The sequence below is a fragment of the Microbacterium sp. OVT16B genome, from assembly GCF_019969705.1.
Taxonomy (GTDB): domain Bacteria; phylum Actinomycetota; class Actinomycetes; order Actinomycetales; family Microbacteriaceae; genus Microbacterium; species Microbacterium natoriense.
The window spans coordinates 3,323,751-3,347,123 of record NZ_JAHXZA010000001.1 but is presented as its reverse complement, the minus strand read 5'-3'; the positions used below and the strand labels follow the sequence as shown (position 1 = coordinate 3,347,123).

General features: G+C 68.5%; 21 protein-coding genes and 2 tRNA genes. 16 read left to right on the top strand and 7 right to left on the bottom strand.

Translation table 11 applies throughout. The annotated features are described in order from the left end of the window. Window positions 1–69 precede the first annotated feature (69 nt). Complete coding sequence (locus tag LC438_RS15860; RefSeq protein WP_223587149.1) at window positions 70–1,926, bottom strand: DUF2207 domain-containing protein; 1,857 nt, start codon at window positions 1,924–1,926, stop codon at window positions 70–72. A gap of 80 nt (window positions 1,927–2,006) precedes the next feature. Between LC438_RS15860 and lysS the strand changes: the two genes are divergently transcribed. Continuing rightward, entirely contained in the window at window positions 2,007–3,578 is a 1,572-nt protein-coding gene (gene lysS / locus LC438_RS15855) for a lysine--tRNA ligase (RefSeq protein ID WP_223587148.1), read from the top strand. On the opposite strand, the gene LC438_RS15850 is transcribed toward lysS, so the two are convergent. Beyond that, the gene (locus tag LC438_RS15850) at window positions 3,571–4,686 is read right to left on the bottom strand and encodes a DUF4192 family protein (RefSeq protein ID WP_223587147.1); all 1,116 of its coding nucleotides are present in this window, start codon (window positions 4,684–4,686) and stop codon (window positions 3,571–3,573) included. The genes lysS and LC438_RS15850 overlap by 8 nt on opposite strands. A 112-nt stretch (window positions 4,687–4,798) precedes the next feature. Here LC438_RS15850 and LC438_RS15845 point away from each other — a divergent pair, with 112 nt between their 5' ends. From LC438_RS15845 to LC438_RS15835, 3 genes are all read left to right on the top strand, one after another. Next, window positions 4,799–4,972 (top strand): hypothetical protein, encoded by a 174-nt coding sequence (locus tag LC438_RS15845; RefSeq protein WP_181155902.1) that lies wholly within the window; start codon window positions 4,799–4,801, stop codon window positions 4,970–4,972. A gap of 98 nt (window positions 4,973–5,070) precedes the next feature. Continuing rightward, a complete protein-coding gene (gene cls / locus LC438_RS15840) occupies window positions 5,071–6,531 on the top strand; it encodes a cardiolipin synthase (RefSeq protein WP_105674857.1) in 1,461 nt (486 codons plus the stop codon). Window positions 6,532–6,598: 67 nt separating this feature from the next. Next, the gene (locus LC438_RS15835; RefSeq protein WP_223587146.1) at window positions 6,599–7,336 is read left to right on the top strand and encodes a hypothetical protein; all 738 of its coding nucleotides are present in this window, start codon (window positions 6,599–6,601) and stop codon (window positions 7,334–7,336) included. 73 nt (window positions 7,337–7,409) lie between these two features. On the opposite strand, the gene LC438_RS15830 is transcribed toward LC438_RS15835, so the two are convergent. Then, on the bottom strand, window positions 7,410–8,408 hold the full coding sequence (locus tag LC438_RS15830; protein WP_105674853.1) for a diacylglycerol kinase family protein: 999 nt from the start codon (window positions 8,406–8,408) through the stop codon (window positions 7,410–7,412). Between the two features lie 62 nt (window positions 8,409–8,470). On the opposite strand from LC438_RS15830, the gene LC438_RS15825 reads away from it, so the two are divergent. Next, a complete protein-coding gene (locus LC438_RS15825; RefSeq protein WP_105674851.1) occupies window positions 8,471–8,986 on the top strand; it encodes an RNA polymerase sigma factor in 516 nt (171 codons plus the stop codon). 32 nt (window positions 8,987–9,018) lie between these two features. Here the strand turns inward: LC438_RS15825 and LC438_RS15820 are convergent, their stop codons facing one another. Next, window positions 9,019–9,399, bottom strand: a complete 381-nt coding sequence (locus LC438_RS15820) for a nuclear transport factor 2 family protein (RefSeq protein ID WP_223587145.1) — start codon at window positions 9,397–9,399, stop codon at window positions 9,019–9,021. Window positions 9,400–9,512: 113 nt separating this feature from the next. Here LC438_RS15820 and serS point away from each other — a divergent pair, with 113 nt between their 5' ends. From serS to LC438_RS15790, 6 genes are all read left to right on the top strand, one after another. Beyond that, window positions 9,513–10,784, top strand: coding sequence for a serine--tRNA ligase (gene serS, locus LC438_RS15815; RefSeq protein ID WP_105674847.1), 1,272 nt, complete (start codon window positions 9,513–9,515; stop codon window positions 10,782–10,784). After that, window positions 10,781–11,602, top strand: a complete 822-nt coding sequence (locus tag LC438_RS15810) for an HAD family hydrolase (protein WP_223587144.1) — start codon at window positions 10,781–10,783, stop codon at window positions 11,600–11,602. Before serS ends, LC438_RS15810 begins: the two co-directional genes overlap by 4 nt. A gap of 42 nt (window positions 11,603–11,644) precedes the next feature. Beyond that, window positions 11,645–11,729, top strand: a tRNA-Ser gene (locus LC438_RS15805). A gap of 167 nt (window positions 11,730–11,896) precedes the next feature. Continuing rightward, complete coding sequence (locus LC438_RS15800) at window positions 11,897–13,144, top strand: LCP family protein (RefSeq protein WP_105674844.1); 1,248 nt, start codon at window positions 11,897–11,899, stop codon at window positions 13,142–13,144. A 146-nt stretch (window positions 13,145–13,290) separates the two neighbouring features. After that, window positions 13,291–13,758, top strand: coding sequence for a peptidoglycan-binding protein (locus LC438_RS15795; protein WP_181155901.1), 468 nt, complete (start codon window positions 13,291–13,293; stop codon window positions 13,756–13,758). Between the two features lie 110 nt (window positions 13,759–13,868). Then, the gene (locus LC438_RS15790) at window positions 13,869–14,354 is read left to right on the top strand and encodes a hypothetical protein (protein ID WP_146114314.1); all 486 of its coding nucleotides are present in this window, start codon (window positions 13,869–13,871) and stop codon (window positions 14,352–14,354) included. Window positions 14,355–14,468: 114 nt separating this feature from the next. On the opposite strand, the gene LC438_RS15785 is transcribed toward LC438_RS15790, so the two are convergent. After that, window positions 14,469–15,041, bottom strand: a complete 573-nt coding sequence (locus LC438_RS15785) for a TetR/AcrR family transcriptional regulator (protein WP_105674840.1) — start codon at window positions 15,039–15,041, stop codon at window positions 14,469–14,471. A 95-nt stretch (window positions 15,042–15,136) separates the two neighbouring features. On the opposite strand from LC438_RS15785, the gene LC438_RS15780 reads away from it, so the two are divergent. Next, on the top strand, window positions 15,137–17,425 hold the full coding sequence (locus LC438_RS15780; protein WP_223587143.1) for a glycoside hydrolase family 3 C-terminal domain-containing protein: 2,289 nt from the start codon (window positions 15,137–15,139) through the stop codon (window positions 17,423–17,425). A gap of 105 nt (window positions 17,426–17,530) precedes the next feature. On the opposite strand, the gene LC438_RS15775 is transcribed toward LC438_RS15780, so the two are convergent. Further along, window positions 17,531–18,373 (bottom strand): peptidoglycan-binding protein, encoded by an 843-nt coding sequence (locus tag LC438_RS15775; protein WP_223587142.1) that lies wholly within the window; start codon window positions 18,371–18,373, stop codon window positions 17,531–17,533. Window positions 18,374–18,547: 174 nt separating this feature from the next. On the opposite strand from LC438_RS15775, the gene LC438_RS15770 reads away from it, so the two are divergent. From LC438_RS15770 to ppsA, 4 genes are all read left to right on the top strand, one after another. After that, window positions 18,548–18,636: transfer RNA gene (locus LC438_RS15770), tRNA-Ser, on the top strand. A gap of 161 nt (window positions 18,637–18,797) precedes the next feature. Next, window positions 18,798–19,310 (top strand): GNAT family N-acetyltransferase, encoded by a 513-nt coding sequence (locus tag LC438_RS15765; protein ID WP_223587141.1) that lies wholly within the window; start codon window positions 18,798–18,800, stop codon window positions 19,308–19,310. Window positions 19,311–19,543: 233 nt separating this feature from the next. Further along, window positions 19,544–20,395, top strand: a complete 852-nt coding sequence (locus LC438_RS15760) for a pyruvate, water dikinase regulatory protein (protein WP_223587140.1) — start codon at window positions 19,544–19,546, stop codon at window positions 20,393–20,395. 151 nt (window positions 20,396–20,546) lie between these two features. Then, the gene (gene ppsA, locus LC438_RS15755) at window positions 20,547–22,922 is read left to right on the top strand and encodes a phosphoenolpyruvate synthase (protein WP_223587139.1); all 2,376 of its coding nucleotides are present in this window, start codon (window positions 20,547–20,549) and stop codon (window positions 22,920–22,922) included. A 9-nt stretch (window positions 22,923–22,931) separates the two neighbouring features. Here ppsA and LC438_RS15750 read toward each other — a convergent pair whose 3' ends face one another. Then, a complete protein-coding gene (locus LC438_RS15750) occupies window positions 22,932–23,327 on the bottom strand; it encodes a VOC family protein (RefSeq protein ID WP_105674827.1) in 396 nt (131 codons plus the stop codon). Window positions 23,328–23,373: the final 46 nt, after the last annotated feature.

Sequence of the window (23,373 nt, the reverse complement as noted above, 5' to 3'; positions counted from 1 at the left end):
GTGCGTCATGCCGAGGAACGTATGCCGCGCTGAGCGGCGGATGCCGCGCCGAAGGGCCGAGGCCGCCGCTCAGCGGCCTCCCGAGAAGCCTCCTCCGCCTCCTCCGCCCGAGAAGCCGCCGCCGAAGGAGCCTCCCGCGCTCGAGGATCCGCTCGCGCTCGGTGCGGAGTACGAGGCGGCCGCCTGCGACGTCGCCGCGAACGCGGAGAGCTGCGAGTACACGAACGGCGCGGTGGGATCGCCGATCCAGGAGGCGCCGTGCCGCTCGTAGGCGTACACGGATTCGAGCACCTGGCCCCATTCGCGCTCCATGCCGAACAGCATCGCGTAGGGGAGGAGCCGCTCGTAGACGACGATCACGTTCGCGCTGCCATCCTGCCGCCGCTCGGCGCCGGAGTAGGACTGCAGCATCCGGAGGCGATCGGCTTCGGCGACGCGGATGAACTCGCGCACGCCCATCAGATACTCGTGCCTCTCGGCGCCTTCGGGGGTCAGCACCGTGTGCCGTGTGAACGAGTAGATGCTCGACACGAGCACGACGAAGAGGGCGAAGCACATCGCCACGAGGGCGGGCACGGCCGTGATCCGCCCACTGACCACTCCCCAGAGCGCGAGCGCGAAGCCGACGGCGGCCACCCCGTTCGCACACCACTGCAGGATCACGGCGCCGCGGCTGCGCGCCTTGGTGGTGAGGCCCCGCGCGCTGGCGGCCTCCGTTCCCGATGTCGTCAGCGCCGTCATCCTCGCCGCGAACGTCTCGCTGCTCGTCGGCAGCGCGACCACCCCGGCATCATCCGCATCGGAGAACAGGGCGTCGAGGGCGTCGACGTCGAGCGGATCCGGGATTCGCGCGCCGGGCAGTCTCCGCAGCACGGGGTCGGGCGCGCCCTCCTCGATCCGCAGGGTGCCGCGCACGGCGAGATGCACGATCTCCGCGGGGATGGTGTCCTTGGCGCCGGGGACGATGGTCGCAGCGAGAAGCGGGGGCAGCGCGTCTGGGACGTCGTACTGGGCGACGACGATGCCGCTCGCCCGGCGCCGCGATCGCGTGAAGGCTGACACGGCGAACCAGCTGCCGACCGAGAGGCCCGCGGCTCCGAGCGCCGCGATGCCCGGGACGGTGTCGGTGGTGTGGTTCGGGGTCCTGGCCGAAGGCTGCGCGACGGCGCCCGGTTCGAAGCCGATCGCCACGGTGACGCCCTCGCCCGCTGCGAGTGCTCCGGTCTCGACCGTGAACCGCCCGCCGTCGCGGCCGAGCGTGCACTCATCGGTCGACCCCGAACGGCCGACGTAGCAGCGCGTACTGCCCGTGAGCTGCGAGGTCAACGCCTCATCGAGGTCGATCTCCGCGTGGAACGACTCGATCGGCTGCGTGCTGTCGAGCGGCAGCAGGTCCCAGTAGAACTCGTCGGCGCGCCCGTCGGCGCGGTGCAGGATCACATCGCGCATCTCGTACTCGACGACGTAGGTGGTCAGGCCGTGCACGTAGGAGTCGTCTCCGGTGAGGACGAAGAGCACGCCGTCGTCCTCGTCGGTCTCGAAGGGTACGTCTGCGCCCCTGCCGTCGGTCACGGAGAGTATGCGGAGATCGAGCCCGGCGTTCTCGTAGGTCATCGGGATCCCGCGGACGATGCCCCGGTTCTGGTCGGTCTCGGGAAAACGCGCGGTGAGGGTCTCCGTCGCATGCAGCCGTGCGCGCCCCTCGTCGTCGATGCCGAGCTCCATCCGGGTGTCCCAGGAGGCATAGGAGAAGTCGTCGACGTCGTCCCTTGCAGAGGGAAGCGACTGCGGGATCGACATGGCGGCCACGTCCGGGGCGCGCTCGGCGGAGGGGGATGCCGAGGCCGTTGCGGGCATCGACCAGAGCAGCCCTGCCAACGCCAGGGCGATCACAGCGGCGGCGTGGGCGAGGCGGGGTGCGGCCATGTTCCGAGGCTATCGACTGAGGCTGCGGGCAGGCGACCGCGCGCCGGTAAACTGGAGGGGACTTTCAAGGAGCCCCGCACATGACTGACGCGTCCGCCGCGCCCGAGCAGAACCCTGCGACCAACGACGAAGACATCCATGAGCAGAAGGCGGTGCGCCTCGCCAAGCGTGAGCGCCTGATCGCGAAGCGTGCGGATGCCGGCGGTGGAGCCTTCCCGGTCGGGGTCCCCGTGACGCACTCGATCCCCGCGCTGCGTGCCGAGTACGGCGAGCTCGAGGCCGGCGCCGAGACCGGCGTCGTCGTCGGCGTCGCCGGACGTGTGGTGTTCAGCCGCAACACCGGCAAGCTCTGCTTCGCGACGCTGCAGGCCGGCGACGGCACGCGCATCCAGGCGATGGTCTCCCTCGCGAACGTCGGCGAGGAGTCGCTCGCGGACTGGAAGGAGTACGTCGACCTCGGCGACCACGTGTTCGTGCACGGAGAGGTCATCTCCAGCCGCCGCGGAGAGCTGTCGATCATGGCGGACGACTGGTCCATCGCCTCGAAGGCGATCCTGCCGCTGCCGAACGCCTACTCCGAGCTCAGTGAGGAGGGTCGTGTCCGGAGCCGCTATCTCGACCTGATCGTCCGCGAGCAGGCCCGCACCACCGTGCGCGCCCGTGCGGCCGTGAACGCGAGCCTGCGTGCGACGTTCACGTCACACGACTACCTCGAGGTCGAGACCCCCATGCTGCAGGTGCAGCACGGCGGGGCCTCCGCTCGTCCGTTCATCACGCACTCGAACGCCTTCGACACCGAGCTCTACCTGCGCATCGCCCCTGAGCTCTACCTGAAGCGCGCCGTCGTCGGCGGCATCGAGCGGGTCTACGAGATCAACCGCAACTTCCGCAACGAGGGCGCCGACTCCACGCACAGCCCCGAGTTCGCGATGCTCGAGGCGTACCAGGCGTACGGCGACTACAACCAGATGGCCGCCCTCACCCAGGAACTCGTGCAGAACGCAGCCGTCGCGGTCGCCGGATCGACGACGGTGACGTGGGCCGACGGCACCGAGTACGACCTGGGCGGAGAGTGGGACCGCATCTCGATGTACGAGTCGCTCAACCAGGCGATCGAAAACTGGTGGTCGTTGGACCAGCATCCTCCGGTAATCACGCCGGAAACGACGGTCGGCGAGCTCGAAGAGATCTCCGCCATGATCGTCAGCCCTGACGGGAACGACGGTCTCTCCGTCTCGCAGCCGACCCATGGCAAGTGGGTCGAGGAGCTGTGGGAGCACTTCGTGAAGGGCGACCTCGTGCGCCCGACGTTCGTGATGGACTTCCCCGTCGACACGTCGCCGCTCGTGCGCGAGCACCGCGCGATCGACGGCGTCGTGGAGAAGTGGGATCTGTACATCCGCGGATTCGAACTCGCCACGGGATACTCCGAGCTGGTCGACCCTGTGATCCAGCGCGAGCGCTTCGTCGAGCAGGCGAAGCTCGCGGCGCGCGGCGACGTCGAGGCGATGCCGGTCGACGAGGAGTTCCTGCGCGCCCTGGAGCACGCCATGCCGCCGTCCGGTGGCATGGGCATGGGCATCGATCGCCTGCTCATGGCGATCACCGGTCTCGGCATCCGCGAGACGATCCTGTTCCCGCTGGTCAAGTAGGACGCCCCGCTCCGCGTCGGAACGCCCACTCGGGCAGGAGCCCGTCGGAGACGATCGCGTTCAGCAGTTCGGCGAGCCCGTGCTGCGGATCGATGCTGCGCACCAGATCGAGGTAGTGCGCCGCGTGAGTGGAGCGCCCGAGCGCCCACGACAGCCAAGCCGCCGCCGTGAGGGGCCCGGGGCGCAGCTCTCGCGGCGCTCTGGCGGCTGCCAGCCGCACCACTGCGAGCGCGAGACGCAGCCGGTCGGGGTCGGGTGTCGGCCCGCGGCCGAGGAAGATGCCGGTGAGGTCGTCGGGGACCATCCGGCCGGTGCCGGAGAAGGCCAGCTGCGCCGACAGCGTGCGCACGCCCCCTCGCCGATCGCTCGCCCACTGCGTGAGAGCGACGTCACGGAAGACCGGTCGAGCGAGGCACCACAGCAGCGCGGCGGTGGCGAACGCGGGCTGAGACTCCGGGGCGTCCAGCAGGAGCTCGAAGAACTCCGGGAGATCCTCGAGCATGGCGATCGCCGCGATCGCCTGCGGATTCTCCCGCCCGGTCAGGGGGCCGTGCTTCCCCCTGTCGAGGATCTCGGCCACGTCGAGAAGGGCACGTCCGACGCGTTCCTTCTCGCCCAGGTCTGCGCGGGGGAGATCGACGCCCGCCAGCTGGTCGCCGGAGACGTCTCCCACCAGGGGCGCCGTCGGGGAGGGAGCGGTGGGCGCCAGCTCCGGATCGTCGTCGAGGTAGCTCGCCCACCCGCCCGCGCAGACGCACAGCGCGTCCACGATGCGCAGCCCGGCGTCGTCCGCGCTTCCGATGAGCTCGTCGACCTGTACACCGAGCGGGAGCACGAGCCCGTCTCCGGTTCGCGCAGGGCCGTCGTCCGGGTAGACGACGATGGCCACCCCGTCCACGCCATCCACCCTCGTGACCAGGCCGATGGCGGCCGCGGCGTACGTCGCCGGATCCGACTCGTCGTCGGGGAGGTCGAGGCGCATCGCGCCGTACGCTCTGGCTCCGATGAACGGGAGCAGGACGATGCTCCGCGTGGGCGTGAAGCCGGCGAGGACGGGGACGATGCCGAGGAACTCGGCGGAATCGGATGCACGGAGGATCGTGGTCATCCCCAGAGTGTGCTCGGCCGCAGCATCGCGTGGCGTCGGGAGAGGCCATTGTGGATGAGAAAGCTGAGGGCCCTCGAATGTGAGCGAAGAGTGGCTCGCGTACCATGGGTGCATGGAGAACTTCTGGCTCACGGCTGCCTGGTCGATTCTGCCGACCATCGCCGTGTGCACCGTCTTCTACTTCGTGATCCGCGGCATCCTCCGGTTCGACCGCACCGAGCGGCGGGTGCACGCGAAGATCGAGGCCGAAGAGCGCGCCGCGCGCGGACTCCCGCCCCGCACCTGAGCAACGTCCGCAGCATCGGCTACTGTGAAGCGAGCACCCTCCGCGGTGCCCACTGAGGCGATGTCCGCCGCAGTGACGACTCGCCGAGAGGGCAGTGCATGAGCGCCGAGGCATGGGGATGGTGGGTCGCCGCCTTCCTGGTCGCGCTCGATCTCGCGATCCGCATCACCGCGATCATCGTCATCCCGCGCAACAGGCGCCCCACCGCGGCGATGGCCTGGCTGCTCGCGGTGTTCTTCATCCCCTTCATCGGCGTGTTCCTCTTCCTCCTCATCGGCAACCCGCGGCTGCCTCGTGCCCGCCGCCGCAAGCAGGACCAGATCAACGAGTACATCCACGAGACCAGCGAGCAGCTGCACTTCGGCACGCTCCGGCCGAATGCGCCCAGCTGGTTCCCGCCCCTCGTCGAGATGAACCAGGCTCTCGGGGCGCTGCCGATCTCCGGAGACAACGGCGCGCACCTGATCTCGGAGTACCAGGAGTCGCTCGACGCGATGGCCGACGAGATCCGTCTCGCCCGGGAGTACGTCCACGTCGAGTTCTACATCCTGCAGTCAGACGCGGCGACCGACAACTTCTTCCGCGCGCTCGAGGAGGTGGCGGCCCGCGGAGTGCAGGTGCGGGTGCTGCTCGATCACTGGGCGAACCGCTGGAAGCCGCGGTACCGCCAGACCATCCGGAGACTCAACGAGATGGGCGCCGACTGGCATCTGATGCTGCCGGTGCAGCCGCTCAAGGGCAAGATGCAGAGGCCCGATCTGCGCAACCACCGCAAGCTCCTCGTGGTCGACGGCCGTGTGGCGTTCCTCGGATCGCAGAACGTCACCGACTCGACGTACAACCTGCCCAAGAACATCAAGCGCGGCCTGCACTGGGTCGACCTGATGGTGCGCATCGACGGCCCGGTGGTGCTGAGCGTGAACGCCATCTTCCTGAGCGACTGGTACAGCGAGACCGACACGGTGCTGCAGGAGATCGACATCACGCACGCCGAGACGGGTTCGGGCGATCTCGACTGCCAGGTCGTGCCCTCGGGACCCGGGTTCGAGGTGGAGAACAACCTCCGGCTGTTCCTCGGCCTGCTCTACGCGGCCAAAGAGAAGATCATGATCGTCAGCCCGTACTTCGTGCCGGATGAGGCGCTGCTGCTCGCGGTCACGGCGGCGGTCGATCGCGGCGTCGACGTCGAGCTGTTCGTCTCCGAAGAGGGCGATCAGGCGATGGTCTATCACGCCCAGCGCAGCTACTACGAGGTGCTCCTCAAGGCCGGGGTGCGCATCTGGATGTACCGCAAGCCGTACATCCTGCACACCAAGAGCCTCACGATCGACGACCAGGTGGCCGTCATCGGGTCGAGCAACATGGACATGCGGTCCTTCGGTCTGAACCTCGAGGTCTCGATGCTCGTGCGCGGCGAGGAATTCGTCGCGGAGATGCGCGAGGTCGAGGCCCAGTACCGCGCGCTGAGCCGCGAGCTCACGCTGGAGGAATGGATGCAGCAGCCCCTCCGCTCGACGGTGCTCGACAACCTCGCCAGGCTCACGTCCGCCCTGCAGTAGCGGCGTCGAGAGTCCCCCCTGGAACTAGGGGGTACGGGGGAAATATCACGACGGGTAGCCTGTCAGCATGACGTCCCCCACTCGTGTCATCGCCGCCCTGTCCGTCCTCACCGCCGCGCTGCTCGTCGTGGGGTGCACCTCGACGCCCGGGGCGAGCACGCCGACGAGCTCTTCGGCGCCGTCTGCGGGATCGACCGCACCGGGCGACGATCTCGACGACATCGAAGGCGCGCTGCTCGACGAGGGGCGCATGTTCGCCGTCGTGACCAGGGGATCGTCGACCTGTGTCCCGCAGGTCGATCAGGTCTCCGCTCAGGGGCAGACCGTCACGGTCACCCTCGTGGACGTGCAGTCCGACGGGGCCACGGAGAAGGCCTGCACGGCCGACCTCGCCCCCCGTGCCAGCATCGGCGCGTTCCCGGAGGGCGTCGACCCGACCAAGGACATCACTCTGAACGTGACGTACGGCGCGGTGACCGACGACGTCGACCTCGACGGCGACGCGGCGCTGACCGGCATCCCCGGTTCCTCGACCGACTACACACCTTCTGCGGGATGGATCGATGACGGCGCACTCGTCCTGCTCACGTGGGGCTCGTCGAGCTGCCCGCCGGTCGTCGACTCCCTCGAAGGCTCCGGTGCGGCCGGCACCGTCACGTTCGTCACGGACGACACCCAGGTCTGCACCATGGACATGGCGCCGCGCGCGACCATCCTCGACTTCGGCGACGACGCCGTGGACGACGACGCGTTCACGCTCACTCTGTCGGGCGGCGGGCTCGACGGAACCGTGTCGGTGCGCTGACCGACGGTCGGCGCGAACCAGCGGCATCCTCGATCGCGGCGCGGCGCGGCATGGCGCTGCGTGAGCGCGCCCGTCAGAGCGCGTGGATCGGGTGTCCGGCAGGGAGCGCGAGAAGAAGCGCGCCGGGGTCGACGCGGCAGGTGATCCTCGCCGCCTCGCCGAACTCGTCGCCGTCCAGCTCGATCGGGATGGGTGTCGCGGCGGCGGCCTCGGCGGCGATCCCGCTGAAGTAGTGCACGGACGCGTCCTTGCCCCGCCGCTCGAGCACTCGTCGGCCCGCGCGGAACCGGCGGAGCACGGAGTTGTCCCACCAGATCTTGCGCCAGACCCCGAGCCAGCCGAACGCGCCGCTGGGCTGGATGACCGCGATGTCGAGCGTGCCGTCGGTGATCGACGCGTCGGGGATCAGCGCGATGCCGGCGGGGAGAGTGCCGCAGTTGGCGAACAGGATGCTCTGCACCTTCGTCGTGTGCAGCCGTCCGTCATCCACCTGGAACACCGCGCGGAAGGGCTCTGCCGTCGCGAGCGAGCGTGCAGCTCCGTCGACGTAGGCGATCCACCCGACGGACTTCTTCAGATCTGCACGGGTGTTCGCGATCATGTCGGCGTCGAGCCCGATCCCCGCGAGCACGACGAACGCATGCTCGGTCTCCTCGCCGTCGGCTCTGGTGACCCTGGCCCAGCCGATGTCGATGGGATGCCGGTTCTCCCCGAGGGCGGCGCGCACCATCTCCGCCGGGTCGGCGAGCGGCAGACCCAGATTCCTGGCGAGGAGGTTCCCCGTGCCGCTCGGGAGGATCGCGAGCGGCACGCCCGTGTTCGCGATCGCCTCGGCGACCGCTCGCACCGTGCCGTCGCCGCCTGCGACGAGGACGACGTCGACGCCGCGCGCCAGCGCCTGGGCCGTCGCCCCCTGGCCGGCATCCTCGACGGTCGTGGGGTAGAAGGCCGGATGCTCCCACCCGAGGTCCCTCGACAGGTCGCGGACGGTCGCGCGGAGGCGCTTCTCGTCGACCTTGATGGGGTTGTAGACGAGTGCGGCCTGGCGGCGTGCGGAAGAGCGCTTCGTCATGGCGCTACTCTAATCCCGACGATCGGCCGCCCTCGCCGCGACCGGAGAGGCGGAGGACCGGGATGGACGATGCGCGTCGCACGCTGCTGACCAGCATGATCGAGGGGGAGCCCGAGCGCCTGCGGCGACGGAGCATCTCCCTGGGCGTCCCCGTCGACGATGCCGACGACGTCGCCCAGCTCACCCTCCTCCGTGCCTGGAGGGGAATCGAGCACCTGGAGCGACCGGAGCCCGGGCAGATGTGCTCGTGGCTGGACACCATCGCCCGCAACGCCGCGATCGACCTGGCGCGGCTGCGGGCCCGGCGGCCGGACGCGCCTCTCGATGAGGACACCCCGGATGACGCCGACGTGGCGGGGACCGTCGAGATCCGGACCTTCCTCGACGGTGCGCTCGCCGCGCTGCACGCGCTTCCGGAGACGCTCAGGGAGCCGCTCCTGCTGACAGCGGTCGACGGCCTCACCACGGCCCAGGTCGCGGAGCGTCTCGGCATCGCACCGGCGACCGCCCGCCAGCGCATCTCCCGCGCGCGCAAGGCTCTGACCGCGTGCCGGAGATCGGGCATGGAGGCAGACTGAGGGGCCGGTGACGCCGGCCCCTCAGCATCCGTTCAGACCGTGCCGAAGGGGTTGTCGACGACGTAGCGCCAGCCGTGCTCCTCGTCGTACACGGCGACGTCAGCCGTCGTGCCGGCGAGAGCGATCTCGGATCCGTCGGGGCCGGTGCCGGTGATGGTCCAGTCGGCGACGGCGAGACCCACGCCACCGGCCTCGAAGGCGCGGCGGACGGTCATGGTGATCGGCAGGTTCAGCCCCAGGAACTGCTCGAGGGCTCCGCGCACAGCGGCGTCGCCGGTGACCGGCTGGCCCGGCGCGGGCACGAAGACGACGCCGGGAGCGTTGAGGGCCATGAGGCCGTCGAGGTCACGGGCGTTGAAGCGCTCGGCGAACGCGAGGTTGAGCTGATCGAGGGCGGTGACGGAAGTGGTCACGGGGTGTCCTTTCGTGCGAGACCGGCCGGGTGCAGGTCTCTACGGGGGAAGACGACGAACGGGCGGAGTTGTGACAGGCGAGGCGCCCGGAATCGCACCCGTAGAATTGGTGGATGATCGACCTCGCTCTTCTTCGTGACAATCCCGAGATCGTCCGCCGCTCACAGGCTGCCCGTGGAAACGACCAGTCGACCGTGGATGCGGCTCTCGAGGCCGATCGATCGCGCCGCGCGGCGCTTTCCGCGTTCGAGGATCTGCGCGCGGAGCAGAACGCGTTCGGCAAGCAGGTGGCGAAGGCGCCCAAGGACGAGAAGGCCGCTCTCGTCGCGCAGGTGAAGGACCTGTCCGATCGCGTCAAGCAGGCGCAGGTCGTCGCCAACGAGGCGGCTGAGGCGGCATCCGCTGCGCTCGCGCGCATCGAGAACGTCGTGATCGACGGCGTGCCCGCCGGCGGCGAGGCCGACTTCGTCGAGCTGCGCCGCGTCGGCGAGGTGCCCGCCTTCGACTTCGAGCCCCGCGACCACCTCGAGATCGGCGAGATCCTCGGGGCCATCGACATGGAGCGCGGCGTCAAGGTCTCCGGCTCGCGCTTCTACTTCCTGCGCGGCGTCGGAGCGCGTCTGGAGATCGCGCTGATGAACCTCGCGCTCGACAAGGCGCTGCAGAACGACTTCGTGCCGCTGATCACCCCGACGCTCGTGCGTCCGGAGATCATGCAGGGCACCGGATTCCTCGGCGCTCACGCCGATGAGGTGTACCACCTCGACAAGGACGACGACCTCTATCTGGTGGGTACCAGCGAGGTCGCTCTCGCCGGCTACCACAAGGACGAGATCGTCGATCTGTCGAAGGGCGCCCTCCGCTACGCAGGATGGTCGACCTGCTACCGCCGTGAGGCAGGTTCATACGGGAAGGACACCCGCGGCATCATCCGCGTGCACCAGTTCAACAAGCTGGAGATGTTCGTCTACACGACCCCTGAGGATGCCGAGGCCGAGCACCTTCGCCTCGTGGCGCTCCAGGAGGAGATGCTGACCTCGCTCGGCCTCGCCTACCGGGTGATCGACGTGGCTGCCGGCGATCTCGGATCGAGCGCGGCGCGCAAGTACGACATCGAGGCATGGGTGCCCACGCAGGGTGCCTTCCGCGAGCTCACCTCGACGTCGAACTGCACGACCTTTCAGGCGCGGCGTCTCGACGTCCGCCACCGTCCGGAGGACGGTGCCAAGACGGCTCCGGTGGCCACACTGAACGGCACCCTCGCCACGACGCGCTGGATCGTCGCGATCCTCGAGACGCACCAGCAGGCCGACGGCTCGGTGCGTGTGCCCGAAGTGCTCAGGCCTTACCTGGGCGGCCTCGAAGTGCTGGAGCCCGTGGCGTGACCGCTCCCTGGCTCATCGGCCTCGACGTCGATGGAACCATCCTGCTGCAGGACGAGACGATGAGCCCCGGCGTGCCCGAGGCCGTCGCCCGTCTGCGCGACGCCGGTCATGAGGTCACGATCGCCACTGGTCGCAGCTGGATGGCGACCCGACGCTACGTCGAGGAGCTGGAGCTGACCCCGGAGTTCGTGGTGTGCTCGAACGGCGCGGTCACCATGCGCATGGTCGACGGCGAATGGATCAGATGGAACGTGGAGACCTTCGATCCGTCGCCCGTCCTCGCGCTGCTCCAGGATCGCCTCCCCGAGGCGCGCTACATGGTGGAGCTCGGGTCAGGACAGCGCCTGTACACGCAGCAGCTGGACGACTGGACGCTCGACGGCGGACGACAGGTCACGTTCGAGGAGCTCGCGGACGAGCCTGTGTCGCGCATCGTCGTCGTCTCGCCGGGGCACGACGAAGAGGACTTCCACCGACTGGTCGCGGATGCCGGCCTCAACGAGGTGTCCTACGCGATCGGCTGGACCGCCTGGCTCGACATCGCTCCGAACGGCGTCGACAAGGGCACGGCGCTCGAGCGGGTGCGCGGCGAGCTCGGCTTCGACGGCGAGCGGGTGCTGGTCGCGGGTGACGGCCGGAACGACATCGGCATGTTCACCTGGTCGCAGTCGGTCGGCGGGCGTGCGGTGGCGATGGGACAGGCGCCCGCAGAAGTGAAGGATGCGGCGGGCGAGGTGACCCTGGACGTGATCGACGGAGGGCTGGCACGCGCCCTGAACACGCTTCCAGCCCCCGCCCAGGTCAACGCCGGAGAATAGAACTCGGCTAGACTCACGGCTTGTCGGCAGATTCGTCTGTCGGGAGGGTTGTCCGAGCGGCCGATGGAGCTGGTCTTGAAAACCAGTGGGCAGAAATGTCTCAAGGGTTCGAATCCCTTACCCTCCGCTGGTGGCTGTGAGGTCGCCCGAAGGGTGGCCGCTCAGCCACCGATTGGCTGAGTGGGATTCGTGAGGAGGACCGCCGCAGGCGGACCACCGGTTCCCTTACTCTCCGCTTCATGAGGGATGCGCCGCCGGGGAGGGCGAGCATCACCCAGAACCGAAAGGCCCCGAGTGAGTAAGAGCACCCGACGCCGTCGTACCATCGCACGCCACGGGCAGTTGCGCACGCCAGGGCCGATCAGCCAGCTTCTGACGTTCATCGCGATCGGCCTCTCGGTCGTGCTCGTCAGCGGCATCGCTGTGGCGGGTTACGTGATCTACGACCTCACGAGCACGGTCAGCGCGAACGCCGTCGAGCTGGAGGGGCAGAAGGAGCTTCCGCCGGACATCGGCGCCTACGAGGGCGGCTTCAACCTGGTGCTCACGGGCGTCGACACCTGCGAGGACGCCTACAAGCAGTACTTCGGCGCCCGCTGCACCGGCAAGGACTCCGAGGGCACGCTCAATGACGTGAACCTCCTCGTGCACGTGTCGGACGCACCGCGCCGAGTCACGGTCGTCAGTTTCCCGCGCGACCTCATGGTTCGCATCCCGCAGTGCGAGGATGCCGCGGGCAAGACTCATTCGGAGATGAGCAAGCAGCAGATCAACACCTCCTACACCGACGGCGGACTGAACTGCGTCGTGAAGACGATCTCGGAGTTGACCGGACAGGAAGTCCAGTTCGCGGCATCCGTCACCTTCGGTGGAGTCATCGAGATCACCAACGCGATCGGCGGCGTCGACGTCTGCCTCGCCTCGCCCATCCGAGACAAGTACACGAGCCTCAACCTTCCCGCGGGGACGCACACGCTGCAGGGCCTGCAAGCGCTGCAGTTCCTTCGGACGCGGCACGGTGTCGGCGATGGGAGCGACCTCGGTCGCATCGGCAACCAGCAGCAGTACATGACGAACCTCGCGAAGAAGCTCATCAGCGGCGAGACGCTGGGCAACGTCCCGGTGATGTTGAAGCTCGCGACGACCGCGATCGACAACCTCGAGCCGAGCGAGTCCCTCGCGGACCCGATGAAGATCGTTCAGATCGCGCTGGCGCTCAAGTCCGTCAAGTACGAAGACATCGTCTTCCTGCAGTATCCGACGAACACCGATCCGGATGACAAGAACCGTGTCGTCCCGAACAAGTCGGCTGCTCAGGCGATGTGGGACGCGATCAACGCGAACGCGCAGCTGCAGGTCACCCACCAGAACTCCGATCGTGAGGGCGTGATCGTCACCGATCCCGGCCCCACGCAGACGCCTGTCGACCCGAGCGCGACGCCGGACCCGAACGCGACGCCGGAGAACGTCGTCGCGCTGCCAGACACCATCAAGGGCAACTCCGCGGCGCAGACGACCTGCTCCAACGGCAAGGTGAACTGAGGCCTTCAGCTTTCTCGAGTCCGGTTCGTGGGTGCCGGCGCGGGGGAGCGACGGGGGCGCGTGTCCCCCGAAGTGCCTACAGACAGTCGTCCGCCGATCCTCATAGCGTCTTCATGGAAGCTATAGAGATTGGACGCAGAGACAACATGAGCCCAGTGAAGAAGGTCGCGGTCGCCCTGGCGAGCGCTTTCGTGATGGTCGCCGGAAGCATCGCCCTGGCGGCTCCCGCATCGGCCGCGGATGCTCACGCATCGATCATCGTCAAGACCGCGGACTGCAACCGGTCCACCGCGTTTCGGCTGACCAACAACGCCAACGAGTTCGCGACAGTGCCGACGTACGGGACCTCGAAGAGCTGCACCCTCCGCTCAGGAAACAAGAACGACGGTGTCGCCTGGCTGCAGGTCGCACTGAACTCCTGCTACGGCAAGAACCTCGCGACGGACGGCGACTTCGGCCCGGCGACCCGGAACGCACTGATCCAGGTGCAGCAGGCCATCGGCGTCGTCGCGGATGGGATCTACGGACCGAATACTCAGAGCCGCATGAAGTTCAAGAACAGCATCAATTACGCGTGCTCCCCTGCGAGTCAGATCAGCAACACCGTCTGGTGAGAACCCGACGCGCGCCCCCGTTCGACTCGGTCGGGCCGCGCTATCACGTACCGGCGACGGTACTTGGCAGAACATAACCACAACATGACTAGAGAAGGTCCTCAATGAGAATGACACGTCGTCTCACTGCAATTGCCAGCGCAGCAGTGCTGTTCATCGGCCTCGCTGCTATCTCGACTCCTGCCGTGGCGTCCACGGGAGGCCCTGACGCGACTTCGAGAACGCAGGAGAGGTCGATCCCGGATGCTTCCGCTTCGCAAGTAGCTGCAGCGGCTGTCACCCCGGCGTTCGAGATCTACTACTCACCTAACTGCACCGGTGCTTCTCGCTACTACAGCGGGCAGAACTTTGGTGAGTGGTGGATCAACGACAAGTTCAATCTGACGAATTCGGGATCAGCGGGATACGGGCAGAAGATCAGAAACAACGCAGCATCCGTCAAGTTGTACAATGCTTCGCTCTGGGTCGCGACTGCGGCCGAAATGGCGAGCAGTGCCGGAACCGTCAAGTTCTACCGGGAAGGGAATGGGTGCCACAACCTGGGAACGACCCGTAACGCCAATGTGTGGTGGGCGACGATGTACTACGTGCCGTAGGGGACTCTCCCTGAGCGAAGATTCACAATGGATTGCTCATCGCCGTCGAGCGGTGAGCAATCCATTGGCATATTACGGCCCGGTCCGATGAGGCGGAAGACATGCGAGGCAACCTCAGCGCCGCGGAGCGAGGGCGTCGATGAGACGTTCGACGATGTCGGCCATGTCGACACTCGGATCGATCATCCACTGCAGCTGCAGGCCGTCGGCGACCGCCTGCAGCACCCGTGCCATGGTGTCGGGGTCGAGGGCCGGCTCGCGCGTGGTGTCGCGGTGGAACCCGGCGGCGACCGCCTCCCGCAGCCGCTCGCTCCGGTCGAGGAAGTACGCGTGGGCAGGATGCTCCGGGTCGACGGCATCCACCGCGAGCCGTGAGAAGAGCTCGACGAGGCCGGGCACCTCGGTGTTGTGGCGGATGACGTCGATGAGTCCGTCTCGGGGGTCGGCGTCGTCGGCGAAGCGCGGATCCATGCCGTCGTGCTCGTCGCGTTTGCGGAGGACGGCGGTGAAGAGCTCCTCCTTCGACCCGAAGTAGTGCAGGAGCGCGGCGGGGGTCACCCCGACCACCTCCGCGATCTGCTTGAGGGAGGCGTTCTGATACCCCCTGCGGCCGATCACCTCGAGGGCGCTCTCCAGGATCTCCTCGCGGCGCGCCACGCCCTTCGCGTATGAACCTCGTCGTGCCATGCATCCGAGGGTAAACCTGAACAACGTTTGATATCGAATCCTGACTGTCGTATGGTTTTCGCAGGACATCGCCGTCGCCTGTGAAAGGAACCCTCATGACCGATAACCCGGCATCCGACCTCACCCTCGAGGAGAAGGCGTCGCTCACCAGCGGCGCGGACTTCTGGACAACCAAGGCCATCGATCGCGCGGGCATCCCGTCGATCATGATGACGGACGGCCCCCACGGGCTCCGCAAGCAGGCGGGCGGCACGGATCACCTCGGTCTCGCGAGCAGCGTTCCCGCGACCTGCTTCCCCCCGGCGGTGGGCATCGGCTCGTCGTGGGACCCTGAGCTCATCGAGCGCGTCGGTGCGGCGATCGGCGTCGAGGCCGCGATCGAAGACGTCGCGGTCGTGCTCGGCCCCGGCATCAACATCAAGCGCTCTCCGCTGTGCGGACGCAACTTCGAGTACTTCTCCGAGGATCCGATCGTTTCCGGCGTGCTCGGTGCGGCCTCGGTGCGCGGTGTGCAGTCGCAGGGCGTCGGCACGTCGCTCAAGCACTTCGCCGCCAACAACCAGGAGTTCGACCGGATGCGGTCGAGCTCAGACGTCGACCCCCGCCCCCTGCGCGAGATCTACCTGCGCGGTTTCGAGCGCGTGGTCAAGGACGCGGCGCCGTGGACCGTGATGTGCTCGTACAACCGCCTCAACGGCGTCTGGACCTCTGAGGACCCGTGGCTCCTCACCAGCGTGCTCCGCGACGAGTGGGGCTTCGACGGACTCGTCGTCTCCGACTGGGGCGCCGTAAACGACCGCGTCGCCGGGGTCGCCGCCGGCCTCGACCTGGAGATGCCCGCATCGGGCGGGCGCACGGATGCCCAGCTCGTCGCCGCCGTGCGCGCGGGGGAGCTCGCAGAGAGCGTGCTCGACACCGCGGCGTCCCGCGCGATCGATCTGGTGCGCAAGTCGGAGCGGCGCCCGGTCGTCGCTGGCCCGCTGGATGTCGACGCCCACCACGCGCTCGCCCGTGAGGCCGCTGGTCGCTCGATCGTGCTGCTCAAGAACGACGGCGGCGTTCTGCCGCTGACCCCTTCGCAGAAGGTCGCCGTCATCGGGGCGTTCGCCGCCGAGCCCCGCTTCCAGGGCGCGGGTTCCTCGCTCATCAACCCCACTCGGGTGGATGCCGCTCTCGACGCTCTTCGCGCCGTCGCCGGCGATGCCGTGTCGTACGCTCCCGGTTTCGCGGTCGAGGGCGGGGCGATCGCGGCGTCGGGGCGCTCGGCTGAGGAGCTGCGCGCCGAGGCCGTGTCCGCCGCGTCGTCGGCCGAGGTCGCGGTCGTCTTCCTCGGGCTGCCCGCCGCGGAGGAGTCGGAGGGCTTCGACCGTGAGCACATCGACCTCCCCGCCGCGCAGCTCGCTCTGCTGGATGCCGTGCTCGAGGTGAACGCGAACACGGTCGTCGTGCTGTCCAACGGCGGTGTCGTGGCGCTGCCCTTCGCTGACCGGGTGCCCGCGATCGTCGAGAGCTGGCTGCTCGGACAGGCCGGAGGCAGCGCTGTCGCCGATGTCCTCTACGGAACCGTGAACCCCTCGGGCAAGCTCACCGAGACGGTGCCCGTGCGTCTCGAGGACAATCCCTCCTACGGCAACTTCCCCGGCGAGTTCGGCCACGTCCGCTACGGCGAGGGGCTGCTCGTCGGGTACCGCTGGTACGACGCCAAGGGGCTCGAGGTGACCTTCCCGTTCGGCTTCGGCCTGTCGTACACGACGTTCGCGTACGGAGAGGCGACGGCATCCGTCACCGAAGGCGGCGACATCGCCGTGTCGTTCCCGCTGACGAACACGGGTGGCCGCGACGGCCGCGAGGTCGCGCAGGTGTACGTGTCGCTGGCGGGGTCGATCGCGCAGCGTGCGCCGCGCGAGCTCAAGGCGTTCTCCTCCGTCGAACTCGCTGCGGGCGAGAGCCGCACCGTCGAGGTCGTCGTGCGCCGAGAGGACCTCGCGTACTGGGACATCCGCGTCGACCGCTTCGTCGTCGAGGGCGGCGAGTACACCGTCGAGGTGGCGGCGTCCAGCCGCGACATCCGCTCCACGGTCGCCGTGGCGGTGGAGGGCGACGCCGTCGTGCTGCCTCTCACGATGAACTCGTCGATCGGCGACGTCGTGGCGCACCCGGTCGCAGGTCCCATCGTGATGGGCGCGCTCGGCGGCTTCATGGGCGAGCTGACCGGCGCCGACTCCTCGGCCGCGTCGATGATGCCCAATGACGAGGCGATGCAGAAGATGATGGCGTCGTTCCCGATCGGTCGCCTGGTCGGCTTCCCCGGCATCGACGTGACCTACGAGCAGGTCGAGCAGCTGCTCGCCGCGGCGAACGCGGGCGCGGTGCCGCAGGGCTGACCCGCGCACCGTCGCTGCCCCACCGGCGCCCCTCCTGTGCATCTGCAGAGGAGGGGCGCCGGCATGTACGGAGGGCGGACGATGGAGGCCGGCATCGACCCCGTGTCAGTCGAACTTCGGCAGCGTCAGCGCCTGCCAGGTCTCCGGTCCCACGACGCCGTCCGCTGGTGGAGCGAACATCGTCTGGAAGCTGCGCACCGCGGCGTCCGTCTGCGGACCGAACGAGCCGTCGACGGCGAGCGGCGCAGGGAGCAGCGTCTGCACGGCGCGCACCGCCTCCCCGGTCGCGCGGAGCGAGACGGTGTCGATCAGTGCCGGCCAGTCGAGGAGGCCGACCGTCGTGCTGATGAAGGTCGCCCGCAGCGTCTGCTGGAACGCCTGGATCGCTGCACCGCTGAGGGGTCCGAAGACACCGTCGGCGGAGATCGTCGCTCCGCGATGCCGCAGCAGATGCTGGGCGGCCAGCACCCGCCAGTTCGAGTCCTGCGTCGCCCCCACCTTCACGAGTGGCCAGAGATCGGCGCCCGGGACGAGCGCGCTCAGGAACGACCAGGTCTCGTAGCCGGCGGCGCCGTCTTGCCCGAGCCCCCACGCCCACTGGAACTGGCGCACGCGGTCGGCGGTGAGCGGACCGAAGTCGCCGTCGACCACCAGCGGGTCGAGCCCGGGCGAGGGCACGAGCCCGAACTGCTGCACGGCGCGCACCGCGTCTCCGTGATCGCCCTGCTGGCTGGCGACGTAGAGGTGGGGCCAGGTCTGCGGCCCGACCACGCCGTCGGAGGGTAGCCCGACGGCGGCCTGCCGGGCGGACACGGCCGCCGCGGTCTGCGGCCCGTAGACGCCGTCCACGACCACGGTGTGGCCGTGGACGCGCAGGAAGTACTGGATGCTCCGCACCGGCGCCCAGTCAGCGCCAGGTCCGATCGTGCTCCACGGTGCGACGTTCATCGTCTTCTCCTTCGTCGGCGAAAGATCTCTCCCAGGGAAGGAGCGCGCTGGACCGTCGGTGATACATCGGCGACGGCATCCGGGTCGTTCCACGGCCACGGAGACCCGATTCGTGACTGCACGTCCGACCCGTTATGATTGCAGGGTGCATCCGTGTCTTCGGCTCGGATGCCTGGAGACGTCGCATAGTCCGGCCGAGTGCACCACCCTGCTAAGGTGGAGTCCCCTCACGGGGACCAGGGGTTCAAATCCCCTCGTCTCCGCAGTAGATTCCCTGGTCAGAGCCCGTCTTTCGAGACGCTGTCGACGTTCTCGCTCCGATGATCCGCGCGTGTGGATCCCTGCTCCGGGGTGTGCGACAGGAGCGAGCGAGGGTTGTGCACGGCACGCGGCCGGGCAGGCGTTGATCGCCGAGAGGACCGTCATGACTTCTGGATACTCGGATGCGCCGCTGACCCTGGCTCTCGTGGATCCCCGGTCTCCGGACGGGCGCGCGATTCTGGAGCGCTTCTTCATCGATATCGTCGGCCGGTACTGGGGGCGGCCGGCGACCGCCGCTGAGGTGACGGCGGCGATGCTCGACGAACCGAGCGACGACCTCTGCGGCGACGAGGGGTTCCTGCTCGTCGCCCGAGACGGGGGCCGCGCGGTCGGCTGCGGTGGCATGAGGGTGATCGAGCAGGGAGTCGGGGAACTCACGCGGGTGTTCGTCGACGGCACCGCACGAGGACGCGGCGTCGGACAGGCGCTGCTCGCCGAGATCGAGTCGATCAGCGCGCGTCGCGGCATCCGCACGCTGCGACTGACGGTGCGCGACGACCTCGCCGAGGCGCATCGCCTCTATCGTCGACTCGGGTACGAGACCGTCGAGCGCTTCTCCTCGTCGCCCTACGCCGACCACCAGCTCGCGAAGACCCTGGAACCGCTCGTCCCCTGAGCGGACGGCGCGGGTGGCGGATGCCGCAGGCATCCTGCATCGGATTCGCGGAGTGACGACGGTGCGCACCTTCCGCGCACCCGGCGTCTGCGGAGCGTGCGAGCGATGCGGGCGGAGCGGCACATGCCGTAGTGGCAATTTCTGCTGTTCTTAACTCGCGGATCGGTGATCGTGGGGTGCACTTCTTTCATACGGTTGTGGCATCCCGATCCGATCACAGTGAGGTGCGCCCGATGACCACTCCGCGGCCCGGTCTTGCGCTGCACGGCGACGGCACCTCTTCCCGCGACGCGTACTTCGTCTCGGACAGCACGGGCATCACCGCGGAGACGCTGGGAAACGCGCTGCTGGCGAACTTCCCCGCGGTGACCTTCCGGCGCCACACCGTGCCGTTCGTCGACACCGTCGTCGGCGCGGACAACGTCGCCGCCGACATCAGGGCGAAGCGCGGAGACGGCGAGGAGCCGATCATCTTCACCACCGTGAAGTCCGCGCAGATCCTCGCCGCGCTCGCCGATGCGGGCGGAGTGATGATCGACCTCCTCGGCGGGCACCTGCGCGAGCTGGAGACGAGCCTCGGGAGCACGGCATCCGAGCAGCTCGGCCAGTTCCACGGGGTGGGCGACATGGAGCGCTACTTCGCCAGGATGCGCGCCGTCGAGTACGCCATCGAGCACGACGACGGACAGAGCATGCGCGCCCTCGACATCGCCGACGTCATCATCATCGCGCCGTCGCGCTGCGGCAAGACGCCCACGACGATGTACCTGGCACTGCAGTACGGGCTCCTCGTCGCGAACTATCCGCTGACAGACGACGACTACCCCGCAGACGATCTTCCGCGCACGGTCGCGAAGTACGCGTCGAAATGCTTCGGCCTCACCACGACGCCCCTCCGGCTCAGCCAGGTCCGGCATGAGCGCCGCCCCGACAGCACGTACTCGAGCCTCGCCCAGTGCACGCTCGAGATCCGCCGGGCCGAGGATCTCTACCGCCGCAACCGCGTGCCCTTCCTGAACTCCTCCACGAAGTCCGTGGAGGAGATGTCCGCCGTGATCATGCAGTCCATGCGGCTGCGGAGCTGAACAGCTCGTCTCGGCGTTTCTTCTCTGCGTTTCGTCTCTGCGTTTCGTCTCGCTTCGCTCGCTCAACGACCATCGCTCGCTCAACGACCATCGCTCGCTCACCGACCATCGCTCGCTCGACGACCAGGTTCCGACCCGAAAGAAGAACACCATGACCACCATCCTCTGGTTCACGCAGATCGGCATGAACGACGTCGCTCAGGTCGGCGGCAAGAACGCCTCGCTGGGCGAGATGGTCTCGAACCTGTCGGGCGCGGGCGTGAGCGTCCCCGGCGGCTTCGCGACCACCGCCGATGCGTACCGGGACTTCCTCGCGGCGGACGGGCTCTACGACCGCATCCGCTCGACGGTCGAGTCCCTCGACGTCGATGATGTCGCCGAGCTCGCGCGCGTGGGCGCGAACGTGCGCGAGTGGATCGAGAGCCAGCCGCTCCCCGCGGCGTTCGAGTCCGACATCCGCGAGGCGTACGCGACCCTCGTGGCGTCGGACCCGCAGCCCGACTCCGTCTCCTGGGCTGTGCGCTCCAGCGCCACCGCGGAGGATCTCCCCGACGCGTCGTTCGCCGGTCAGCAGGAGACGTTCCTCAACATCAGCGGCATCGACAACATCCTCGCCGCGATCCGCAGCGTCTTCGCCTCCCTCTACAACGACCGCGCGATCGCGTACCGGGTGCACCACGGATTCGACCACCACGACGTGGCGCTGTCCGCCGGCATCCAGCGGATGGTGCGAAGCGACGTGGGCGCATCCGGCGTGCTCTTCACCGTCGACACCGAGTCGGGCTTCGACCGGGCCGTGTTCATCACCAGCTCGTACGGGCTCGGCGAGGCCGTCGTGCAGGGCGCGGTGAACCCGGACGAGTTCTACGCCTACAAGCCGGCCCTGCGCGACGGGCGCCCGGCGATCCTGAAGCGGTCGGTGGGGGAGAAGGCCGTGAAGATGGTCTACGCCGATGCGACCCAGGTGGGCGCGAGCACCGTCTTCACCGACGTGCCGGTCGCGGAGCGCGCGCGGTTCAGCATCACGGATGCCGAGGTCGAGGAGCTCGGGCGCCAGGCACTCGTCATCGAGGAGCACTACGGCCGCCCGATGGACATCGAGTGGGGCAAGGACGGCATCGACGGAAAGCTCTACATCCTGCAGGCACGGCCGGAGACGGTCGTGAGCCGCACCGACGGCAACGTGACGCGGCGCTTCGTGCTCGACGCCCCCGGCACCGCGATCACGGTGGGGCGCGCCATCGGGCAGAAGATCGGCGCGGGTCCCGTGCGGGTGATGACCTCGCTGGATCAGATGGACGAGTTCCGCCCCGGCGACGTCCTCGTCGCCGACATGACCGATCCCGACTGGGAGCCGATCATGAAGCGCGCCTCCGCGATCGTCACCAACCGCGGCGGCCGCACCTGTCACGCGGCGATCATCGCGCGCGAGCTCGGCATCCCCGCCGTCGTCGGCACGGGGGACGCCACCTCCGCGCTGCGCGACGGGCAGGAGGTCACCGTCTCCTGCGCCGAGGGGGACGAGGGCTTCGTCTACTCCGGCATCCTCGGTTTCGAGGAGGTCGTCACCCACCTCGACGAGATGCCCGCGAGCCCCGTCAAGATCATGCTCAACGTCGGCACCCCGGACCAGGCCTTCGCCTTCTCGAAGCTGCCCAACAGGGGCGTGGGGCTGGCCCGTCTCGAGTTCGTGATCAACCGGCAGATCGGCATCCACCCTCGGGCGCTGCTCGATCACGACACGCTCCCCGCCGAGCTGAAGGCCGACATCGCCGAGCGCATCGCCGCCTACGACTCTCCGCGGGAGTACTTCGTGAAGCGCGTCGCGGAGGGCGTCTCGATGCTCGCCGCGGCCTTCGCGCCCGAACCCGTGATCGTGCGACTGAGCGACTTCAAGTCCAACGAGTACGCGAACCTCATCGGCGGCGAGATCTACGAGCCGCACGAGGAGAATCCGATGATCGGCTACCGCGGCGCATCCCGCTACATCTCTGCGGACTTCCGCGAGTGCTTCGACATGGAGTGCGAGGCGCTGCGATTCGTGCGCGACGAGATGGGGCTCACGAACGTCGAGATCATGGTGCCCTTCGTGCGCACGCTGGGCGAGGCGGCGGCCGTCACCGAGCTGCTCGCCGAGAACGGCCTGCGCCGCGGCGAGAACGGACTGCGCGTCATCATGATGTGCGAGCTGCCGTCGAACGCCGTGCTCGCCGACGAGTTCCTCGAGTACTTCGACGGCTTCTCGATCGGCTCGAACGACATGACCCAGCTCACGCTCGGCCTCGACCGCGACTCCGGGCTCGTCGCGGCGACCTTCGACGAGCGCGACCCCGCGGTGCTGAAGATGCTGTCGATGGCGATCGAGGCGTGCCGCAGGGCGGGCAAGTACGTCGGCATCTGCGGGCAGGGCCCGAGCGACCACCCCGACCTCGCCGACTGGCTCGTCGGCGAGGGGATCGAGTCGATGTCGCTCAACCCCGACACCGTGGTCGAGACCTGGCTGCGGCTCGCGACGCTGAACGCCTAGGCGCGCGACTCAGCTCGCGGCGAGCACCGAGAGCACGTTCCCTGCGGGGTCGGTGAACCATGCGATGTCGGGTCCGCGGCCGGGGCCGCCGTGCGCGATGCCCTTCGCGTCGGTGCCGAAGTCGGGGTCGACGTAGATCTTCGTCACGACACCGCGGGCGTTGAGCTCGTCGACCGCGGCCTCGACGTCGTCGACCGGGAAGTTGAGGATCGTGAAGCTCGCGGGCGTGTGGTTCGGCTTGGCGTACACGAGGATCGAGCCGCCCTGGGGCAGACGGATGTCGAGGAACCCCATGGCGTTCGTCGACACGTCGAGTCCCAGGGTCTCGCCGTAGAAGGAGCGGGCCGCGTCGATGTCGTCGACGCTGAACCCGCTGAACGCGTGCGTGGTCTGGAAGGCGGTCATGCGTTCAGCATGCGCCCGTCGGCGCGGCCTGTCCAGAGGCCGGCCG